This is a genomic window from Amycolatopsis sp. NPDC045836 (genome assembly GCF_056431745.1).
Map to the genome: position 1 here is coordinate 192147 of NZ_JBWKKF010000008.1, position 18943 is coordinate 211089.

The following is an 18943-nucleotide window of genomic DNA, read 5'->3' on the forward strand; positions in this document are numbered from 1 at the left end:
CACCCCGGCCGGGGCCATCACCTCAGTTCTCGTCTGGTTTGCTGAGCCAGTCGGTCTCCTCCGCGAATTCGGCGGTCAGTTGGGCTTCGAACTGCTCCGAGGTGACTCCCGACGCACGCAGCTCGTGCATGCGCGTCCAGATGCGCAGGCCGTCGAACTCGCCGGACTTCAACTCCCGCAGCAGGTTGCGCACGAAGGCGATCTCGGTGTCCAGCAGGGTCTGCCGGAACTCGTCTTCGATCATGAACAGCCGGGGCAGGCTCTCGCGTGCCGACGCCGCGGCCGCCTCCTGGACCCGCTTGCGGTGCAGCTGGGCGCGGAGCCGGGCTTCGAGCAGCGGCACCACCTCCTCCGGTGGCAACACGGGCATCAGCGACAACGCCGCCTCGAACTGGGCGAACTCCTTGACCGGATTGGCCAGCAGATCGCTGAGCCAGTCGTGCATCTCGGCCACCCCGGCCGGGGTGATCCGGTAGACCGTGCGCTCGGGCCGCCTGCCCTCGCGCACGGTCTTCAGTGAGGCGATCAGCCCGCGCTTGTGCAGCGCTTCGACCACGGAGTACAGCGAGCCGTAGTTCAGCTTGATGCTGTCTTCCTTGTGCCGCTCGCGCAGCGTGCCGGAGATCTCGTAGGGGTGCATCGGGCGTTCGTTGAGCAGCGTCAGCACCGCCAGTGCCAGCGGATTCGCCCTGCCCCGCGGTGCCATCGCCCGATGCTCCCCAGCTCGCTGCCGAATACTCGACTCAGAGTACCCGTGGCCGAGTGATCGGTGTCAAGCGCCGCGGACCTGGTCCGGCGTCAGCGTCGGCTTGGCCGTGTTGCCGAACGCCCACGCCTCGATGCTGCCCAGCGGCGGCGCGTAGGTGGACGGGCCCTGGTTGCTGTACGTCCACGCGGTCGCCCCGGTGTTCGCGTGGTAGTAGGACCAGTGGGCGTTAGCCGGTGGGGTGTTCACGCACGGGTCCTGCGCCGGTGTCGGCAGCGCGTTGATGCGGCAGATGAACGCCATGCCCCAGCGCGAGGTCCCGGCGGGCGTGAACCCGGCGTTCTGCAGCGCGGTCACGCCGTTCGCCTGCGCACCCGGTGCGCAGCGCGTCTCCTGGGTGCCACCGAAGGCGGCGAAGTCGACGGTCACCGTGACGCCGCTGGTCCCGGCACACGGCCCCGGCGTACCGGCGGCCTGCATCGCGACCTCACACGGCACCTCGGGCACCGCGGTGGACGGCGTCGACGGCGGCAGCGGGAACGCCTTCCCCGCGGCGGCGGGCACGGCCTGCACGGTGGCCAGCAGGTTGACCGCCCGGCTGCCGGGGTAGAAGAAGGCACCGCGGTCGGCGGCCGGGTCGGCGCAGCCCAGCTGGAAGCTCGCCAGTGCGGCGTGGGCGTTGCCGGGCTTGCCGCCGGCGGCCACGATCGCCTGGATCGCCAGCGCCGTCGAGTTCGGGTCCGACGCCTGCCCCGGCGCGGCGATGTAGGCGAAACCGCCGTCGGCGGACCTCGCCGCGTTCAACGCGGACAGCACCTTCTTGGCGGTGGGCAGCTTGCCGTGGGCGGCCAGGCCCTGCACCGCCATGCCGGTGCTGTTGGTGTCCGGGCCGCTGAAGGTGGCCGGGTCCGCCGGGGCGCACGGCACCGAGGTGTCCGCGCGGTAGGCCTGCCAGAGCCCGTTGGCGCACTGCTGGCCGGTCAGCCACGCGGTGGCCGCGGTGACCTTCGGGTGCGTGGCGGGTACCTTCGCCGCCTTCAACGCGGTGAGCGCGACGCCCTGCCGGAACGCGCCGTCGTAGGCCGGGTCGGCCGAGCCGAACAGGCCGTCGGCGCGCTGGGTGGCGAGCAGTCGGTCGACCAGGTTCTCCCCGCCGAAGCGACGCGGGTCCTGCTTGCCCGCGACGGCCGCGAGGATGACGTAACCGACCCGGCCCGGGTCGTCCTTGCCGTCGGGACCCTGGAGCGGTGCGCCGAGCTGGGTGCTGAGGTAGGCGACGCCGTCCCGCGCGGCCTGGCGGCCGACCCCGGCGGCGTGCAGGCCGAGCACGGCGTACGCGGTGCTGGTGACGTCGGCGTTGAGGTTGCCGCCGCCCGCGGTGATGGCGCGGGCCAGGTAACCCGCGCCGTGGTGGGCGACGGTGTGCTGCTGCTCGCCCGCGGCGGCCACCGGGGTGAGCAGTCCGGTGGTGAGCGCGGCCACGACCGCGGCGGTGGCCACCGGTCTGGCTCGGAAGAACTTGGGGCGCAAGGGGTTCCCTCCTTCGGACCGGCGCGGTCACCCACGCGTGCCGGGAGGCCAGCGCAGGCCCCGAGCCGCAGTCCACGACGGTTCGACGGAGCCCGTCCCCCGGCGGGCGGTCCGGCTCGCCCGCGCCGGAACGCGGGCCCACGGTTGCGGGTCAGCGCCGGCTTCCGACCGGCTTTCCCCAGCGAGGGACGTGCACCGGGAAAGCTACCCGGTCACCGGCCCGTCCCGCCAGACCCGGCGCACCGCGGTACCCACTCCGTCCACAAAGGACTGGAACAGCGCGGGGTCGGCCCGCAGCGCGTCACGCAGGCCCATCGGCAGCTCCAGCTGCACCCCCATGCCGGTGCGGGTGCGGTTGACGATGTTGTGCGGGGAGCGCCCGGCGAGCGCGGGGTGGACGGCCGCGTCGACGGTCGCGATGCCGCGCGCCCGGAGCTCCGCGTGCACGATCCCGCCGAACCCGGTGTCCAGGCCGCCGACCACCACCTCCGCCCGCGGTCCCGTGGTGCAGCCGTGCAGGCTGAGCGCCCGGTCGGTGCCGGCGCACAACGCCACCGCGACCGGGTCGTCGCAGCGGGCGGAGGTCACGTGCAGCGCCCGGTTGTCGCGCAGCGCTTCGAACACCCAGTAGTCGCATGTGGACTGACGGGCCACCGCGAGGCACAGCTCCGCGGTGCCCGGTTCCAGCCTGCCGCCGTGCGGGGCCAGCAGCACCGGGGTGCCGCCGCGGTGCCGGTACCACCTGGCGTAGTCGACGTGTTCGCCCAGCGCGGGATCCGCGTACAGTGCGGTGTTGGCGGGATATCGGTCCGTAGCCGCGCTCAGTGCCGTCATGGGGGCAAGATACGGCCATTCGGCCGGACCCCGGTGTTCGAATGGCGCAATCGTGGTCGTACGGCGGCAATTCACGTTTCCCTCACCCGTTCCGGGGAACTCCCAAGCATGTCCAGATTGCGAGTTTCCAGCGGCCGCTCGACGGCCGCGCGAGTGATTACCGGCGTCGGGGCAGTGATCGCGCTCATCGAGGTCGTCTACATCCTGATGATCCTCCTGGGTGCCAACAGCGCCAACGCTTTCGTCGAGTTCATGCGGGCCATCGCCGAGCCGCTGGCGTTGTTCTTCCCCGGTTTGTTCCAGCTGGAGAACTACCAGGTGGGCGTGCTGGTGAACTACGGTCTCGCCGCGGTTTTCTGGCTGGTGCTGACCGGGCTGATCGCCCGCATCGTCCGCTGACCCCTCCGGTGGGGACCGGGTCCGGCCACCTCCTCGTGCCCGTTTAGTCGGGGACGGGCGCCGGGAGGTGGCACCCGGGGGCCGTGGCCAACACGCCGTCCACCGACAGGATGCGGTTTCTTGACAAGCCAAGTTGTCGGTGCAACGGTGGGCGCTGTCCGTTTCCGAACAGTCGGGAGGCAGCGTTGAAGGCACAGGTCGTCAGCATCATGGTCAACGACCAGAACCGGGCCGAGCGGTTCTACACGGAGAAACTGGGGTTCCGGGTCAAGCACGACATCCCGGTGGGCGGGGAGAACCGCTGGCTGACCGTGGTGTCGCCGGACGAGCCCGACGGCGTGGAGATCCTGCTGGAGCCGATCGGGTACGAGTTCGCCCGCACCTACCAGTCGGAGCTGTACGGCAAGGGCATGCCGCTGACCATGCTGCTCTCCGAGGACGTCCGCAAGGAGTACGAGCAGCTCGTGGCGGCCGGGGTGGAGTTCCGCGGCGAGCCGGCCGAAACCATGGGCGGGATCAGCGCGATCTTCGACGACACCTGCGGCAACCTGATCCTGCTGATGCAGGTGGTCGAGCCGGAGTGAGCGAAGAACGGCGGCTGCGCAAGGAAATCCCCCTCGACGCGACGCCGGAACAGGTGTGGGCGGCCATTTCCAGCGGGCCCGGTATGTCGATCTGGTTCGTCCCGCACGAAATGGGGTCCCGGGGCGAAGGCGAAGCCGACTTCGGGGGCGGCAACACCCAGGCGGGGCAGGTGCTCGCCAGGGAAGAAGGCAGGCGGATCGTCTACGGTGCCGACGATTCCGGCGGTGCACTGGAGTTCCTGGTCGAAGGCCGGGGCGGTGGCAGCACCGTGCTCCGGTTCACGCAGAGCGGTTTCTTCGGGGACGACTGGGCGGCCGAGTACGACAGCTTCGACCGCGGCTGGAACCTGTTCTTCCACAACCTCGCGCAGTACTTCCGGTACTTCCCCGGGCTGCCCGCGACCACGTTGATCACCGGCTCCACCACTTCCCTGGAGCCGGACGAGATCTCGTCGAGATTCGGTGAAGCCCTCGGCGTGGCTCCCGCCGTGGCGCTCGGCGACCGGGTGCGGCTGATCCCGGCCGGGCTGCCGCCGTTCGACGGTGAGGTCGACTACCTGGTCAGCGGCGTGCTCGGCGTCCGGGCGGCCGACGGCCTGCACCGCTTCCAAGGGGGCGGCGGCCGGGTCAACTCGATCCACTACTACTACGGCACCGCGCCGGATCGCGATGCGACCACCGCCGCGTGGCAGCGGTGGCTGCTGGGAGTCTTCCCGGCGACGACCTGATACGTCCGAAGCAAGGCCTCCCTCGCAGCGTCCGCGAGGGAGGCCTTTTTGCGTGCCGGGCCGAAAGTCAACGTTGTCTTGACAAAAAAAGTTGTCGGTTAGAACCTGGCTCCACCAGCGAGGACGACAGGAGAAGCCGATGAACCGAGAGTTCCAGGTCCGCAGCGAGCGCGAGGTCGACGCCACTCCCGAGCAGGTCTTCGAGGCGATCACCACCGGCACGGCGGGCTGGCTGTGGCCGATCGACTGCGAACCCCGGCTCGGTGGGGCCATCGACATCGCCCCCGGCGCGAAGATCACCGCCTGGGAGCCCGGCAGGCGCTTCGCCAACCGCGTGGAGCGGGGCGACTGGTTCAACGAACTGGACCACGTGATCGAGCCGCGGCCGGGCGGGCGGGCCTACCTGCGTTACGCGCACAGCGGCACGTTCCCCGAGGAGAACTGGCAGAACCTCTACGACGGCTGCCGGCACCACACCGAGGTGTACCAGGCGACCCTGGCGACCTGCCTCAAGCACTTCGCCGGAAAGCCCGCCACCTACCTCAGCGTGGACGCACCGGCGTCGACCGCCGGTGACCCCGGGGCGTTCGACCGGCTCGTGCGTGCGCTGGGCGTGACCGGCGAACGGGTTTCCCTCACCGTTCCGGAGGTCATCGACGGTGAGGTCGACCTCCGTGCCGAGCACTTCCTCGGCATCCGCACCGAAGACGCCATCTACCGGTTCTTCGGCCGCAACGCCTGGGGGGACCCGGTGGCCGTCGCGGCGCACCACTTCGGTGACGTCGACACCAAGCGGGCGGCGCGGGCGTGGGAAGCCTGGCTGGCCGAAATCTATGCCTGAACCGCGGTGAAGGCGAGGACGCGCCCGGCCACCCGCGGAAGATCGGCGGGGGAGAAGTGGTGGCGCAGGCCGGGCCAAAGCTCCACTTCGGACTTCGGCAGCCAGGCACCGGCCCGGTCCGCCGCGAGCGCCGCGTCGTGCACCGCACTGCGGGCCCCGAGGACCACCAGCGTCGGCACGGCCAGCCCGCGCAACTCCGCTTCGGACGGGCAGAACTGGAACGGCACCGCGGGCCGGTAGGCACGGGTGAGGGTACGCACGAGCCGGATGGCGGGATCCCCGGAGATGTCCGCGCCCGCCGCCCAGCGGAAGAACCGCCGCCACATCCAGTCGAACGGGAACAGCTTGAGCAGCAAGCCGTAGCGGATCGCGCCGGCGGAGAAGTTCGTGAAGACCGTGGTGGGCTCGAGCAGGGTCAGCGTGGCGAGCCGATCCCGGTGGTGCAGGGCGTAGTTGGTGGCCTGCCAGCCGCCGGAGGACATGCCGACCAGGTGCACGTCGCCGAGGCCGAGCGCGTCGAGCACTTCGTCCAGGCAGTGGGCGCGATCGGCGTGGCCGGCCAGCGGCGCGGTCTGCACGCTGTGGCCGCCTTCGCCGAGGATGTCGAGCGTGTAGACGGTGTGCCCGGCGGAAAACGGCGTCCAGAACGGGGCGCAGCTGGGGGCGCCCGCCAGCAGTCCGGGCACCAGCACCATGGGCGGGCCGTGGTCGCCGTGCCGGTAGACCCGGGTGGTGCCGAACGTGGTCCGCACGTCGAGTTCGGCCGCGGGCGGTGGGCCCAGCGCCATCGCTTCCCGGTAGCGGGCGAAGTACTCGGCCCGGCCGGTTTCACTGGTGAATTCCCCTGTTCTCCCCATGTCCGCGAACGGTAGGGCCCGCCGAATTCCGTCGTCTTGGACGAATGGAAGACCGTAGGGTGTGGGCATGGGGAGCTGGGCGCTGGTGGTGCCGCACGAGGAGGTCGACCGGCTCGACGGCACCCACGTCTTCGCCACCCCGCACCCCGGGCTCGCCGCGCACGTGCTCAGCTACACCGCGCAGGACTACCACCAGCACGAGCACCGGCGGTGGCGGATGGCCCCGCTCGGTGTGGTCACGCTCGCCATCGACTTCGAAGCACCGGTCCGGCGGCTGGACAGCGGGGTGCTGCTGCCGTGCCACTCGGTGTCCGGGTTGCGCGACGGGCCGATGGTGGTGGCGGAGGCGCCCGGTCGTTCGCGCGGCATCTCCGTCGCCCTGACCCCGCTCGGTGCGCACGCCCTGCTCGGCCTGCCCTTGCGGGAAATCGCGAACACCAGCGTGGGACTGGTGGACCTGCTCGGGGCGCGGGGCGGGCTGCTGGTCGAGCAACTCGCCGGAACCCGCGGCTGGGCGGCGAGGTTCCGCCTGCTCGACGACTGGTTCACCGCGTGCCTGCGGCGGGGCCGCGAACTCGACGCGCCCGTGCTCGGGGCGTGGCGGTGGCTGGAGCACACCGCCGGCCGGGTGCGCGTCGACCGGCTCGCGGACGAGATCGGCTGGACCCGCCAGCACCTGAACTCCCGCTTCCGCGAACAGATCGGGCTCGGCCTGAAAACCGTTGGCCGGATCGCGCGCCTGCGTCACGCCGCGTTGCTGATGGACGGGCCGCGTTCGCTCGCCGACATCGCCGCGCTGGCCGGATACGCCGACCAAGCGCACCTCAACCGTGATTTCCGCGCTCTGACCGCCTGCACACCCACGGAATACCGGAGGAAACGGTGATCGAGCCGTACCGTCACGGAATGCTCGACGTCGGCGATGGCCATTCGCTCTACTACGAGGAATGCGGCAACCCCGGCGGAAAACCCGCGCTCGTGCTGCACGGCGGGCCCGGTTCGGGGTGCACGCCGGGGGCCCGGCGGCTGTTCGACCCCGAAAAGTACCGGATCGTGCTGTTCGACCAGCGCAACTGCGGCCGCAGCACACCGCACGCCGGTGAACCGGACGTCGACCTGTCGGCGAACACCACCGATCACCTGGTCGCCGACATCGAACTGCTGCGCACCACGCTCGGCGTCGACCGCTGGCTGATCACGGGCGCCTCCTGGGGTTCGGTGCTCGCACTGGTCTACGCCGAACGCCACCCGGACCGGGTTTCGGAACTGGTGCTTTCCGGGGTGAACACCGGGCGCCGGCTGGAAACCGATTTGCTGACGCGTGATCTCGGCCTGATGTTCCCGCAGGCGTACGCCCGGTTCCGCGAACTCGTCCCGGACGGCGATCCCGCCGACGGGTACCACCGGCTGTTGTTCGACCGGGATCCGGAAATCCGCGAACGCGCGGCTCGCGCCTGGTGCGATTGGGAAGACGCGATCATTCCGACCGCGCCGGGGCCGAGTCCGCGTTATGCCGACGCGCGGTTCCGGCTGGCTTTCGCCCGCATCGTCACGCACTACTGGCGCAACGGCAGCTGGCTGGACGAAGGCGTGGTGTTGCGGGACGCGCCGAAGCTGGCCGGCATCCCCGGGGTGCTCGTGCAGGGGGTGCTCGACCTGTCGAACCTGGTGGGCACCCCGTGGCAACTGACCGCGGCGTGGCCGGACGCCGAACTGGTGCTGATCCACGACACCGGCCACAACAACAGCCCCCGCCTCGACGAGGCGTGGATCGCCGCCATCGACGGGTTCGCGGGTTAGGGACTCGAAGTCAGAGCGCTCGACTGGAGTTCCTTGTCCGCAGTTCTCCCGGCTGGGACGGCCCGGGTCCCGCCTGCTGAGCCGGGTTCCGCCATGGCCGGGGAGAATTGGTGACTCCGGCGGCTAACCAGCCCAAGTGGCTTGTTGGCCAAGCGGCCAGGTTGCCAAGCGGCAATGCTGCCAAGCGGCCAGGCTGCCAAGCGGCCAGGCTGCCAAGCGGCAATGCTGCCAAGTGGCCAGCCAGCCCGAGTGGCTCAGTGGCCAGCCCACCAAGCGGCCAACAGCGCAGGGGCCTCAGCGGCCAAGCCACCAAGCGGGCAACAGCCCAGGGGGCTCAGCGGCCAACCAGCCAAGCCGCCAAGCGGCCCCATGGCCGAGCGGTCCAGTGGTCGAGCGGCCCCATGGCCGAGCGGTCCAGTGGTCGAGCGGGCCAATGCTGCGTGGTCCAGTGGCTGCGTGGCCCGGTGGCCACGTGGCGGAGAGGGTGAGCGGCCGGAGGTTGGGTGGCCAAGGGGCTAGTGGCCGAGAGGTCCAGGGTTCAAGTGGCCAAGTGACGGGGAGGCCGAGCGGCCGGGAGGCTGAGTGGCCAAGGGGCTAGCGACCGAGAGCCCAGTGGCTTGGTGGTCTAGTGGCTGAGCCACTAAGCCACTAAGCCACTAAGCCAGTAACCACTAGACCACTGAGCCACTGAGACGCTGCGGTCATTGACGTTGCTACCGGTCAGCGCCACCGGCAGCGGTCGGCCGTGGCCGTCACCGGCGAGGTGGATCTCGGTGCTGGGGTTCACTCCGCGATCACCTGCCACCGCTCGTGCCTGCTAGGCCGGGTCCGGCAGCGGTTCGCCGGTCTCCAACAGGGACTTCAGGCTCGACAGGATGTGCGGCCAGCCCTGGCCGACCGCCTCCAGCACCACGCTGCCCGGCTCGAAACCGTCGTGCCGCACGGTCAGCTTCACCAGCTCACCCGCCGGTTCGAGGTCGAAGGTCACCTTCGACCGCGGTTCGGCGGCGGCCCGCTCGTTGAACTCGGCCTCCACGCCCAGCAGCGCGGCGAAGTCCGGGGTGAAGGTGTGCCAGGTGTAGGACAACCGCCGGTACGGGTCCGCCTCCAGCACCACCTGTTCGGGATCGGCGCACTTCCAGCCGTTCTGCTCCCAGGTCACGGTCGAGCCCTTGGTCCAGTCCGACTCCAGCACCGCGCCCCAGTAGCGGATGGTGAAGGCCGGATCGGTCAGCGCCTGCCACAGCTGTTCGGGCGTGGTCCTGATGTAGCTGGTGTGCACGAATTCGGGCTTGCTCACGGGAACGCTCTCCAATGCGGTTTTCAGGTCGGCGAGTGCACGCACCCGCTCGCGGTGGTACCGGCTGATCCAGCGCTCGGCGATGGCGTTGATCGGCTCGGCGTTGACGTAGTGCCACTTCTCCCGGCCCTGCCGCACGGTGCTGACCAGGTTCGCCGCCTCCAGCACGGCCAGGTGCTTGCTCACCGACTGCCTGGCCATGTCCAGCCCGGCGCACAGCTCGCGCAGGGTCTGCCCGTCGCGGGCGTTCAGGCTGTCGAGCAACCGGCGGCGGCTCGGATCGGCCAGCGCTTTGAACACTTCGTCCATCGCTCCCACCTCGAACAGGCAGCCAAACGGCTGCCAATACGATAGGCAGCCTTCCGGCTGCCTGTCAATCGAACAACGCAGCCAGCCGGTAGTCCACCTGGGCCACCGCCTCCTCGGCGGTGTAGCTGCCGACCAGCATGCCCATGGCCAGGCCGGTCACCATCGCCACCAGGCCGTCCATTTCGGTCAGCGCGTCCGGCCGGTCCAGTGCGGGGGCGAAGGCCGCGGCCATCTCGCGGGGGATCTGGTTGAGCAGGGCGGCCATCTCCGGATCGGTGATGGAGTAGGCGAGGTAGGCGTGGTGCACCGCGCTGAGCAACCGGCTGCGGTCGTCGACCGGCAGCACGCCGAGCAGGGCGGCCCGCAGCACCGCACGCGGGCCGGACGCGGCCCCGGTCTCCTTCCGCAGCCGGTCGGCGGCGGCCTCCACCAGGTGCAGCAGGCCCGCCCGGAGCATCTCGTCCTTGGCGGGGAAGTAGTACTGCACCAGGTTCATCGAAATGCCCGCCGCCGCGGCCACCCGGCGGAGGGTGACCGCGGCGAGGCCCTCGCTCCTGGCGATCTCCCAGAGCGCACCGGTGATCTGCCGGCGCCGTTGGTCGTGGTCCACCCGCTTCGGCACAGCGTCACTGTAGGTGAGCCTTGCCGCGCGGTTCGCCGCTGGTTTATGGTGCAAGTGCACGATAAAAACTGAAGGGGGCGCGATGATCAGCGGATTCGTCAACGAGCGGAGCGAGCAGCGGTACCACGAGGTCTACGACTCGCTGCTCGACTGGCCCGAACCCGTGCAGGAACTGGCCATCGAGACCTCCTTCGGGACGACGAACGTGCGGCGCAGCGGCGCCACGACCGGGGTGCCGCTGGTGCTGCTGCACGGTTTCGCCACCACTTCCCTGGTGTGGCAGCGCTACGCCGCCGAACTCGGCGAGCGGCACCCGCTCTACGCGGTCGATTCACTGGGGGAGGCGGGCCGGAGCGTGCAGACCGCGCCGCTGCCCGACGCGCAGTCCATTGCGGACTGGCTGGGCGAGGTGCTCGACGCGCTGGGGCAAGAGCGGGTGCACCTCGCCGGGGTGTCCCGGGGCGGCTGGCTGGCGTTGAACCAGGTGGCCCGCCGCCCGGCCGGGATCTCCGGGGTGACCGCGATCGATCCGGGCGGGCTGGCCGACTTCGGGCTCAAGCAGCGCCTTTGGCCGTTCGCGGGCCTGTTCGCGATGCTCGCCCCGCGGGCGATCCGGCGGCGGTTCGGCCCGTCGTCGTCCTTCAGCGGCTTCATGGACGAGACCATCCGTTCGCTGGTGCTCGCCCAGTTCGCCTTCCACAACAAGGCGTTCATGTTCGACACGCTGACCGACGACCAGTGGCGCTCGATCCCCGTGCCGGTGGACGTGGTGCTCGGCGAGCGCAGCGTGCTCCACGACTCCGCGCGGGTCGAGCGGCGCCTGACGCCGCTCAACCCCAACGTGCGGATGGAAGTGGTTCCCGGCGTGGGACACGGGCGGGACCTGCTGGACCTGGCGAAGACCCGGACGCTGCGTGCGGTGAGCGGAACGTCAGAGCGCGGTGTGGCGGAGCCAGTGGTCGAGCAGGGCGCGGTCGCCGGTGACGGTGAGCTGGTCGGGGGAACGGCGGCGGGTGAGCAGTAGCAGCAGGTCGCGCTCCTGGCCGGAAACGGTGACGTCCGCGCCGGCGAGGGTGCGCGTGTAGCTCGGGCCGTTCGTGGTCCGGGTGAGCAGCCATCCGGTGCTTTCGGTGCGCAGCAACAACCTCTCCCCGTTGCCGCGCAACTCGGCGAGGGCCGGTTTGACCGCTTCGGCGCCGGGGGCGGTGAGCAGGCCCAGTGCTTCGTCGATGCCGTCGGCGGCCACCTCCGGCGCGACCTCGAAGGTGGTCCGGCCGGTGGTGAGCACGGCGTCGGCGTGGTGCACCACGAGGTCGTGCAGCATGCGGCGCAGCCAGAACACGGCGGGACCGGGGCCGAGGAGGGTGGAGACGGTGGTGCCGGGACCGGACGTTCGCACGGCATCGACGAGTTCGGTGGCACCCTCGGTGAGCCAGCCGGTCCAGTCGGCGGGGGGATCGGCTTCGCGGGGGTCCGGCACGGGGGCGGGTTCCCGGGTCCGCACCAGCCCGGCTGCCCAGCGGTGGGCCTGACCGATGTGGCCGACCAGGTCCCGCAGCTGCCATTCCGGGCAGGTCGGCACGCGCGCGGCCGGGTCGGCGCCGTCGACGGCCGCGGCGAAGGCGGTGGTGTGGGTGTGCAGGGCGTTGGCGAGCGGGTCGAGGTGCATGTTGCGTACGGTAGGAATTCCACTGGGGTGGAGGTTCAACGAATGGTGACGCCGATCACAGCACTGGGCATCGGGGAGCTGGCGCGGCGCACCGGCGTTCCGGTCCGCACCATCCGGTTCTACTGCGACGAGGGCCTGCTCGAACCGCTGCGCAGCGCGGGCGGGCACCGCCGGTTCGACGCCACCGCGGTCGACCGGCTCACGCTCGTCCGCCGGTTGCGCGGGCTGGGGCTCGGCCTGCCGTCGATCCGGCTGGTGCTGGGCGGTGAGCGCACGGTCGCCGAGGTGGTCGCCGCCGAGCGGGCCGAACTGGACGCCGAACTGGCCGCACTGGCTTGGCGCCGCGCGTCGCTGCGGGCGGTCGAAGAGGACGGCGGTCGGCTGGACCTGCTCGCCGCGGTCCGCGACGGCCGATCGGCTCGCGAGGTGCTGACCGGTTTCTGGCGCAACGACTTCCTCGGTCCCGCTCCGGCGGAAACGGTGGACATGTTCCTCGCCAGCAGCGTGCCGGTGCCACCGGCGGATCCGACGCCGGCGCAGGTGGTCGCCTACGCGGAGATGGTCGCGCTGGTCGACGACCCCGCCTTGCGGTCGCGGTTGCGGCGGCGGCCGCGCATCGCCGACCAGGCCGCTCTGCACGACGGTGTCGGGTTGGCCTGCGCACTGGCCCGGCCGCTGGTGCTGGCCGGGTGCCCGCCGGAACCGGGGGCCGCACTGGACCAGTTCGTCGACGCCTACGCGATGGTCGGCCGGACCAGGGACAGCCCGGAATTCCGGCGGTCGCTGCGCGCGGACCTCGCGGTGGAGCGGAGTCCACGGTTGCGCCGGTACTGGGACCTGGCCGGTGAGGTGACGGGGGAGGCGGTCAACGTGGGGCAGGCACACGGGTGGCTGCTCGATGCACTCGCTGTTCGCGGGTAGGGGTGGTGGCGTTTCCGGGTTGTACGAGCTCCAATGATTGGCTGAGTGGCTAAGTGGCTCAGCCACTAGACCACTAGGCCATTGATCCACTGAGTCAGCAGTCCATCGACCAGTCGTCCCGGCGTGCGCTGGCTGGTGGGGTGGTCAACGTTGATCAGTCGCCTGCCTGATTGCTCGGCGCTCGCTGTTCATCGGTAGGCATCGGCGGCGTTTCCGGGTTGTGCCAACTCCACTGATTGGTCAATTGGCTCAGCCACTAGACCACTGACCCACTGATCCCGCAATCCACCGGTCAGGCGCCCGCCTCATTGCTCGGCGTGCTCGCTATGCGCGGGTAGGCATCGATGGCGTTTGGGTGTGTCGGCTCCGTTGATTGGCTAAGTGGGTCAGCCACTTGCCCACTAGGCCATTGATCCACTGAGTCAGTAGTCCACTGCCCAGTCGTCCTGGCGCGCGCCGGCTGGTGAGGTGGTCAACGTCGGTCAGGTGCCCGACTGCGCGCTGTTCACCGGTAGGCGCGAACGGCGTCCAGGTAACCGGAGATGGCGTCGCGGTTGTGGGTGAGCTGGGTGATGCGGTTGCTGAGCCGGTCCCGTTCGGCTTCCAGTGCGGCCAGCATTTCCGGGGTGGCATCGGGGAAGTGGATGGCCCGCGGGCGGTTCAGGCACGGCAGGATCTGCTTGATCAGCCGCGTCGGCAGGCCGGCGTCGAGCAGCCCGCGGATCTGCGCCACCCGGTCCACATTGGACTCGTGGTAGTCGCGGTAGCCGTTCGGCAGGCGGTCGGCGGCGATCAGGCCCTGTTCCTCGTAGTACCGCAGCAACCGGCGGGGGGTGCCGGTCCGCTCGGACAGCGTGCCGATGCGCATGTGTGCCACCTCACTGGGTTCGTGGTTGACCTTCACACCGGTGTGACGGTTCGAGCATGGGCGTCATGCGACTCCCCGCCCTGCCGGCGTTGACCACCGCCGCCTTCATCACCGTGCTCACCGAAGCCCTGCCCGCCGGGGTGCTGCCCGCGTTGAGCGGCGACCTCGGCGTCACCGAATCCGCCGCCGGGCAGACGGTGACCAGTTACGCGCTGGGCACCGCGCTCGCCGCGATCCCGTTGTCCGCGGCCACCGCCGGCTGGCGGCGCAAACGCTTGCTGCTGACCGGGATCGCCGGTTTCGCGGTGGCCAACACGGTCACCGCGGTGTCCGCGGACTACGCGCTGACCATGGCCGCCCGGTTCCTCGCCGGGGTGGCCGCCGGAGTGGTCTGGGCGCTGCTGGCCGGGTACGCCCGCCGCCTGGCGCCGGAGGGTGCGCCGGGCCGGGCGATCGCGGTGGTGATGGCGGGCATCCCGCTCGCCCTTTCGCTCGGCGTGCCCGCCGGGACCTTCCTCGGCGGAGCACTCGGCTGGCGGGCCACCTTCGCGGTGATGTCCGTGCTCGCCGTGGTGCTGCTGGGCTGGATCGCCGTGGCCGTCCCGGACTTCCCCGGGCAGCCCCGCGGCGGCCGCATCCCGCTCCGGCGCACGCTCGCCGTGCCGGGGGTGGCGCCGGTGCTGGTGGTGACCCTGGTTTTCGTGCTGGCGCACACGATCCTCTACACCTACATCGCCACCTTCCTGGAACGGGCGGGGCTCGGCGCTTCGGTCGACCTGGTGCTGCTGGTCTTCGGGGTCGCGTCGATGGTGAGCATCTGGGTGGTCGGCGCGTTGATCGACCGGCGGCTGCGGGTGCTGACCATCACCGGCACGGTCCTGGTCGGCGCGGCGGCCGTGGGGCTCGGGGTGTTTTCCGCCAACGCGTTGCTGGTCCACCTCGCCGCCGCGGTGTGGGGGCTCGGGTGGGGCGGGGTGCCGACCCTGCTGCAGACCGCCGCCGGCCAGGCCGGTGGTGACGCGGCGGACACCGCGCAGGCCGTGCTGGTCACCCTGTGGAACGCGGCGATGGCCGGTGGCGGGGTGCTCGGCGGGCTGCTGCTGGACCGGTTCGGCGCCGGGGTTTTTCCTTGGGCCGCAACGGTTCTGCTGGTGCCGGTGCTGGCGGTGGTGCTCGGTGCGCGTGCCCGCGGGTTCGCCCATGCGCGCTAGGGTAGAAGTTGACACCAGTGTCAGGTTCAACCCCGGAGGCGGTATGCGGATCGGTGAACTGGCCCGGCGCACCGGCGTGAGCGAGCGCTCGCTGCGGTACTACGAGCAGCAGGGCCTGCTCGCCGCCGCACGCACGCGGGGTGGGCACCGCGACTACCCGGACGCCGCGGTCGACCGGGTCATCCGCATCCAGGAACTGTTCGCCGCCGGTCTGCCCAGCCGGAAGATCGCGCGCCTGCTGCCCTGCCTGCGCGACGCCGACGGCGGCCCGTCCGAAACCGCCGACGCGCAACTGGTCGCCGACCTCACCGCCGAACGCGACCGCATCGACCGCACCATGGCCGACCTCGCCCGCTCCCGCGAAGTCCTCGACCAAGTCATCGACGCGGCCGGCGGCACCTGACGGGTTGACCTGGACTTCGCTGGAGGTTGCAGGCTGCCGTTGTCCGCACCGATGTGGAGGAACCTCATGACGGCAGCAAAGCAGGTCACCGTGCTCGGACTCGGTGACATGGGTTCGGCGATCGCCAGGACCTTCGTCGACCGCGGTTACCGGACCACGGTCTGGAACCGCACCGAGAGCAAGGCGGAGCCGCTGGCCGACGCCGGGGCGGCGGTGGCCGCGACGGCCGCGGAAGCGGTCGCGGCCAGTCCGCTCGTGGTGCTCTGCCTGCTCGACAGCACCGCCGTCGAGCAGGTGCTGGGTTCGATCGAGGAAGTGGCCGACGGCAAGGTGCTGGCCAACGTCACCAGCGGTTCTCCCGACCAGGCGCGGGCGAACGCGCGCTGGGCGGAGGAACGCGGTGCCGTCTACCTCGACGGCAAGGTCATGGGCGATCCGCCGTACGTCGGTACGCCGGATGTCATGTTCCCGTTCAGCGGCGCCCGGAGCGCGTTCGAAGCCCACGAGGCCGCGCTGCGCGAACTGGGCACCGTCGCCTACCACGGGGAGGACGCCGGTGCGGCGGCCGTGGAGTTCCTGGCGCAGGTCGCCATGGGTTACGAACTGCTGATCGGCTTCCTGCACGTGCTCAAGCTGGTGCGGGCGGAAGGCGGTGACGTGGTGGCCTTCGCCGAGCGCGTCGCCGGTTCGCTCGGCGGTTACCCGGCGCTGCTGACCTCGTTCGGCGAAGCGGTCCGGAGCGGTGAATACGGCCCCGACCTCGGTTCGCTGAACGTCCAGGCGGCGCTGATGGACGACCTGATCAGCCACCGGGAGTCGGTCGGCGTGGAGACCGTGCGGATGCGCGAGGTCAAGGCGCTGATGGACCGCCGGATCGCCGACGGGCACGGTGACCAGGGCTTCTCCAGCCTGTTCGAGGTCATCGGCCCAGCCAGCCGGCGGTGAGTTCGGTGAGCTGCGCGGCACCGCGGTCGTCGAGGTGGACGTGGTCGACGAGCAGGGCGCGACCGGCACCGCGGGTGACCTCGTCCCAGCTCCGGCCGAACACGTAGTGCTGGGTGGCGGCCCAGAGCGCCGTCGGGAAGCCGAAGTCGTAGGGCTGGCCGGTGCCCTCGGCGAGCAGGCCGGTCAGGCGTTCGTGCACCGGGAGGTAGTCCACTCGCGTCTGCTCGGCCGTTTCCTTGATCACGGCGTTGTACCCGGCCAGCCTGTGGTTGATCTCGGTGCCCGGGTCCTCGCCGAGCGGTGGCAACGACATCAGCGCGATGCGGGCGGTGGTGCCGGTCTGGATGCGCTGCACGATCGCGGTGAGGTTGGCGCGGTAGTCGGCTGGCGGCACGTCGCCGCGGACGTCGTTGGTGCCGACCAGGATCGTCACCGCCGTGGGAGCGCACGCGAGGACGTCGGTGTCGAGGCGGGCGAGCAGGTCGGCGCTGGTGTCGCCGTTGACGCCCGCGTTGACGAACTCGAGGCCGGCGAACTCCGCTCTGGTGCGCAGCGCGCCGACCCAGTCACCGCCGAGCGTGCCCTGCGTCATGCTGGCTCCGGCGTTGACCACGACCGGGCGCGTGCCGGGGCTGCCGCACACCTCGGCTGGGGTGTTGGCCGGTCCGCGGACGAAGGCGAGATAACCGGCGGTGCCGAACGTGCCGAGTGCGGCGACGAGCACCAGGCAGACCGTGAGGAGAACGCGTCTTTTGGTGACGACCTTGGTCATAGGAAGTCCTCGATTGAGTGGGTGAGTGCTTACTAACCAGCGTAGTTAGTGAGCACTCACCCACGTCAAGGTGACCGAGGTCACGACTGGTTCAGTGGCCGAACCACCGCGCCAATCCGGCGTCCAGGTCCCGCTGGTCGTCGCCGATCCAGGCGACGTGACCGTCCGGGCGGAGCAGGACACCCGGGGCGTCCAGCGCCGCGGTCGGATCCGCCAGGTGGTCCACCCGGTCGGCCCAGGCCCCGGCGGTCAGGCGGCCGGTGCGGTCCAGCAGCAGGCCGCGACCCCGGCGCAGCAGGTCGTAGAGGCGGCCCGTTCGCACGTCGAGGTCCGGCAGGCGGCGGCCGAGCAGATCGGGGCCGTCGCCGAAGTCGTAGCGGACGCCGATCGCGGTGATCTCCTCGAACAGGCGGCGGTTGACCTCGTCGAAGTCCATCAGCTCGGTGAGCAGCCTGCGCACGGCCCGCGCGCCCGGTTCGGCGGAGAGCAGCTCCAGCTGGGCGCGGGTGTTGTCCAGCACGCCTTCGGCCACCGGGTGGCGTTCCGCGTGGTAGGTGTCCAGCAGGGTTTCCGGCGCCCAACCGCGCACCTGCCCGGCCAGTTTCCAGCCGAGGTTGACCGCGTCCTGCAACCCCAGGTTGAGGCCCTGCCCGCCGATCGGGGGGTGGATGTGGGCGGCGTCCCCGGCCAACAGCACCCGCCCGACCCGGTAGCGGTCGGCCAGCCGCGTGGCGTCCCCGAAGCGGGACAGCCAGCGCGGGGAGTGCACGCCGAAGTCGGTTCCGACCACGGCCCGCAACTGCCGCTTGAAGTCTTCGAGCGTGGGCGGCTCCGTGTGGTCGCCGACCTCCGCGGCGGGGACCACCACCCGGTGGAACCCGCCGCCGAAGGGCCGGAAGTCGAACCGCTGGTGGGTCTCGTGGATTTCGGCCACCTTGGCGGCGACCTCCTCCTGCGACACCCCCACCCGCAGCTCGCCCATCAGCGTGTCGGTGCGCGAAGGCTCACCGGGGAAACCGACGCCGAGCAGTTTGCGGACCGCACTGCGTGCGCCGTCACAGCCGACGAGGTACCGCGAACGCAGCTGTTCGCCGGTGGCCAGTTCGACGGTCACCCCCTCGTCGTCCTGCTCGAAGCCGGTCACCGCGTCACCACGCCGGAGCTGCGCGCCCAGCTGGACCGCGTGCGCCGACAGCAGGTCGACGAGGACCGGCTGCGGAATGCCCAGCAGGAAGGCGTGCGGGGAAGCCAGCCCCCGCGGGGCGGGTTTGTCGATGGCGGCGAAGAAGGCGGCGGCCGGGCGCCGCCTGCCGTGCTCGAGCAGGCGGTCCAGCAGACCGCGCATGGCCATCAGCTCGATGCTGCGCATGTGCAGGCCGACCACGCGGACGAACGACGCGGGCTCGGTTTCCTTCTCGAGCAGGAGAACGCGCACGCCGTGCAGCCGCAGTTCGGCGGCCAGCACGGCGCCGGTCGGACCGCAACCGGCGATGATCACGTCGAACACAGGTGTGTTGCCTTTCGGGAGTGCCTGGTGGTCAGGGCGCTCCCGGCGACACCCGCGTCAGTCGCCGGCCGTGACGGGAAGGGGGAGCACCCACGTCGCTACCGCGTTCATGGGTCTCACCTCCTCGGGCCGGGTCA

At 70.9% G+C, this 18943-nt stretch carries 21 protein-coding genes; 11 read left to right on the plus strand and 10 right to left on the minus strand.

The genetic code is table 11. The features are described from left to right. Positions 1-22: 22 nt before the first annotated feature. From AC07EG_RS17460 to AC07EG_RS17470, 3 genes are all read right to left on the minus strand, one after another. Complete coding sequence (locus AC07EG_RS17460; RefSeq protein WP_478254131.1) at positions 23-706, minus strand: PadR family transcriptional regulator; 684 nt, start codon at positions 704-706, stop codon at positions 23-25. A 66-nt stretch (positions 707-772) separates the two neighbouring features. Further along, complete coding sequence (locus tag AC07EG_RS17465) at positions 773-2236, minus strand: prenyltransferase/squalene oxidase repeat-containing protein (RefSeq protein ID WP_478254132.1); 1464 nt, start codon at positions 2234-2236, stop codon at positions 773-775. Positions 2237-2440: 204 nt separating this feature from the next. Next, the gene (locus AC07EG_RS17470; protein ID WP_478254133.1) at positions 2441-3070 is read right to left on the minus strand and encodes a poly-gamma-glutamate hydrolase family protein; all 630 of its coding nucleotides are present in this window, start codon (positions 3068-3070) and stop codon (positions 2441-2443) included. A gap of 174 nt (positions 3071-3244) precedes the next feature. On the opposite strand from AC07EG_RS17470, the gene AC07EG_RS17475 reads away from it, so the two are divergent. The 4 genes from AC07EG_RS17475 (at position 3245) to AC07EG_RS17490 (ending at position 5622) form a co-directional block, all read left to right on the plus strand. Next, entirely contained in the window at positions 3245-3469 is a 225-nt protein-coding gene (locus tag AC07EG_RS17475; protein ID WP_478254134.1) for a hypothetical protein, read from the plus strand. Between the two features lie 185 nt (positions 3470-3654). Further along, on the plus strand, positions 3655-4053 hold the full coding sequence (locus AC07EG_RS17480; protein WP_478254135.1) for a VOC family protein: 399 nt from the start codon (positions 3655-3657) through the stop codon (positions 4051-4053). After that, on the plus strand, positions 4050-4781 hold the full coding sequence (locus tag AC07EG_RS17485) for an SRPBCC family protein (protein ID WP_478254136.1): 732 nt from the start codon (positions 4050-4052) through the stop codon (positions 4779-4781). Before AC07EG_RS17480 ends, AC07EG_RS17485 begins: the two co-directional genes overlap by 4 nt. A 139-nt stretch (positions 4782-4920) precedes the next feature. Beyond that, positions 4921-5622: an SRPBCC family protein gene (locus AC07EG_RS17490; protein WP_478254137.1), complete on the plus strand. Its 702-nt coding sequence runs from the start codon at positions 4921-4923 to the stop codon at positions 5620-5622. Here AC07EG_RS17490 and AC07EG_RS17495 read toward each other — a convergent pair. Beyond that, positions 5613-6479: an alpha/beta fold hydrolase gene (locus AC07EG_RS17495; RefSeq protein ID WP_478254138.1), complete on the minus strand. Its 867-nt coding sequence runs from the start codon at positions 6477-6479 to the stop codon at positions 5613-5615. The genes AC07EG_RS17490 and AC07EG_RS17495 overlap by 10 nt on opposite strands. Before the next feature lie 67 nt (positions 6480-6546). Between AC07EG_RS17495 and AC07EG_RS17500 the strand changes: the two genes are divergently transcribed. Beyond that, positions 6547-7365, plus strand: coding sequence for a helix-turn-helix transcriptional regulator (locus tag AC07EG_RS17500; protein WP_478254139.1), 819 nt, complete (start codon positions 6547-6549; stop codon positions 7363-7365). Continuing rightward, complete coding sequence (pip, locus tag AC07EG_RS17505; RefSeq protein WP_478254140.1) at positions 7362-8279, plus strand: prolyl aminopeptidase; 918 nt, start codon at positions 7362-7364, stop codon at positions 8277-8279. The genes AC07EG_RS17500 and pip overlap by 4 nt, the downstream gene beginning before the upstream one ends. Before the next feature lie 817 nt (positions 8280-9096). Here the strand turns inward: pip and AC07EG_RS17510 are convergent. Both AC07EG_RS17510 and AC07EG_RS17515 read right to left on the minus strand, forming a co-directional pair. Beyond that, positions 9097-9888, minus strand: coding sequence for an ArsR/SmtB family transcription factor (locus AC07EG_RS17510; protein ID WP_478254141.1), 792 nt, complete (start codon positions 9886-9888; stop codon positions 9097-9099). 64 nt (positions 9889-9952) lie between these two features. Continuing rightward, positions 9953-10510, minus strand: coding sequence for a TetR/AcrR family transcriptional regulator (locus tag AC07EG_RS17515; protein WP_478254142.1), 558 nt, complete (start codon positions 10508-10510; stop codon positions 9953-9955). A gap of 82 nt (positions 10511-10592) precedes the next feature. Between AC07EG_RS17515 and AC07EG_RS17520 the strand changes: the two genes are divergently transcribed. Then, entirely contained in the window at positions 10593-11534 is a 942-nt protein-coding gene (locus tag AC07EG_RS17520) for an alpha/beta fold hydrolase (protein ID WP_478254143.1), read from the plus strand. Here AC07EG_RS17520 and AC07EG_RS17525 read toward each other — a convergent pair. Next, positions 11442-12179: a maleylpyruvate isomerase family mycothiol-dependent enzyme gene (locus AC07EG_RS17525; RefSeq protein ID WP_478254144.1), complete on the minus strand. Its 738-nt coding sequence runs from the start codon at positions 12177-12179 to the stop codon at positions 11442-11444. The two genes, AC07EG_RS17520 and AC07EG_RS17525, sit on opposite strands and share 93 nt — an antisense overlap. Before the next feature lie 42 nt (positions 12180-12221). Between AC07EG_RS17525 and AC07EG_RS17530 the strand changes: the two genes are divergently transcribed. Further along, positions 12222-13100 carry a helix-turn-helix domain-containing protein gene (locus AC07EG_RS17530; protein ID WP_478254145.1) on the plus strand — a complete coding sequence of 293 codons (879 nt, stop codon included), beginning with the start codon at positions 12222-12224 and terminating at the stop codon, positions 13098-13100. 505 nt (positions 13101-13605) lie between these two features. On the opposite strand, the gene AC07EG_RS17535 is transcribed toward AC07EG_RS17530, so the two are convergent. After that, entirely contained in the window at positions 13606-13968 is a 363-nt protein-coding gene (locus tag AC07EG_RS17535; RefSeq protein ID WP_478254146.1) for a MerR family transcriptional regulator, read from the minus strand. Between the two features lie 65 nt (positions 13969-14033). Here AC07EG_RS17535 and AC07EG_RS17540 point away from each other — a divergent pair, with 65 nt between their 5' ends. From AC07EG_RS17540 to AC07EG_RS17550, 3 genes are all read left to right on the plus strand, one after another. Then, the gene (locus tag AC07EG_RS17540; RefSeq protein WP_478254147.1) at positions 14034-15179 is read left to right on the plus strand and encodes an MFS transporter; all 1146 of its coding nucleotides are present in this window, start codon (positions 14034-14036) and stop codon (positions 15177-15179) included. Between the two features lie 43 nt (positions 15180-15222). Continuing rightward, on the plus strand, positions 15223-15582 hold the full coding sequence (locus AC07EG_RS17545) for a MerR family transcriptional regulator (RefSeq protein WP_478254148.1): 360 nt from the start codon (positions 15223-15225) through the stop codon (positions 15580-15582). A gap of 66 nt (positions 15583-15648) precedes the next feature. Next, complete coding sequence (locus AC07EG_RS17550; RefSeq protein ID WP_478254149.1) at positions 15649-16527, plus strand: NAD(P)-dependent oxidoreductase; 879 nt, start codon at positions 15649-15651, stop codon at positions 16525-16527. Here the strand turns inward: AC07EG_RS17550 and AC07EG_RS17555 are convergent. Beyond that, positions 16502-17299 carry an SGNH/GDSL hydrolase family protein gene (locus AC07EG_RS17555; RefSeq protein ID WP_478254150.1) on the minus strand — a complete coding sequence of 266 codons (798 nt, stop codon included), beginning with the start codon at positions 17297-17299 and terminating at the stop codon, positions 16502-16504. The genes AC07EG_RS17550 and AC07EG_RS17555 overlap by 26 nt on opposite strands. Before the next feature lie 91 nt (positions 17300-17390). Then, positions 17391-18806 (minus strand): FAD-dependent monooxygenase, encoded by a 1416-nt coding sequence (locus tag AC07EG_RS17560; RefSeq protein ID WP_478254151.1) that lies wholly within the window; start codon positions 18804-18806, stop codon positions 17391-17393. Positions 18807-18943 lie beyond the last annotated feature (137 nt).

Excerpts from the sequence above, each read along its gene's own strand:
- AC07EG_RS17500 (WP_478254139.1), top strand. The coding sequence starts at position 6,547 with ATGGGGAGCTGGGCGCTGGTGGTGCCGCACGAGGAGGTCGACCGGCTC.
- AC07EG_RS17495 (WP_478254138.1), bottom strand. The coding sequence starts at position 6,479 with ATGGGGAGAACAGGGGAATTCACCAGTGAAACCGGCCGGGCCGAGTAC.
- AC07EG_RS17460 (WP_478254131.1), bottom strand. The coding sequence starts at position 706 with ATGGCACCGCGGGGCAGGGCGAATCCGCTGGCACTGGCGGTGCTGACG.
- AC07EG_RS17525 (WP_478254144.1), bottom strand. The coding sequence starts at position 12,179 with ATGCACCTCGACCCGCTCGCCAACGCCCTGCACACCCACACCACCGCC.
- AC07EG_RS17535 (WP_478254146.1), bottom strand. The coding sequence starts at position 13,968 with ATGCGCATCGGCACGCTGTCCGAGCGGACCGGCACCCCCCGCCGGTTG.
- AC07EG_RS17540 (WP_478254147.1), top strand. The coding sequence starts at position 14,034 with ATGCGACTCCCCGCCCTGCCGGCGTTGACCACCGCCGCCTTCATCACC.
- AC07EG_RS17470 (WP_478254133.1), bottom strand. The coding sequence starts at position 3,070 with ATGACGGCACTGAGCGCGGCTACGGACCGATATCCCGCCAACACCGCA.
- AC07EG_RS17490 (WP_478254137.1), top strand. The coding sequence starts at position 4,921 with ATGAACCGAGAGTTCCAGGTCCGCAGCGAGCGCGAGGTCGACGCCACT.
- AC07EG_RS17530 (WP_478254145.1), top strand. The coding sequence starts at position 12,222 with ATGGTGACGCCGATCACAGCACTGGGCATCGGGGAGCTGGCGCGGCGC.
- AC07EG_RS17520 (WP_478254143.1), top strand. The coding sequence starts at position 10,593 with ATGATCAGCGGATTCGTCAACGAGCGGAGCGAGCAGCGGTACCACGAG.
- AC07EG_RS17545 (WP_478254148.1), top strand. The coding sequence starts at position 15,223 with ATGCGGATCGGTGAACTGGCCCGGCGCACCGGCGTGAGCGAGCGCTCG.
- AC07EG_RS17550 (WP_478254149.1), top strand. The coding sequence starts at position 15,649 with ATGACGGCAGCAAAGCAGGTCACCGTGCTCGGACTCGGTGACATGGGT.
- AC07EG_RS17510 (WP_478254141.1), bottom strand. The coding sequence starts at position 9,888 with ATGGACGAAGTGTTCAAAGCGCTGGCCGATCCGAGCCGCCGCCGGTTG.
- AC07EG_RS17555 (WP_478254150.1), bottom strand. The coding sequence starts at position 17,299 with ATGACCAAGGTCGTCACCAAAAGACGCGTTCTCCTCACGGTCTGCCTG.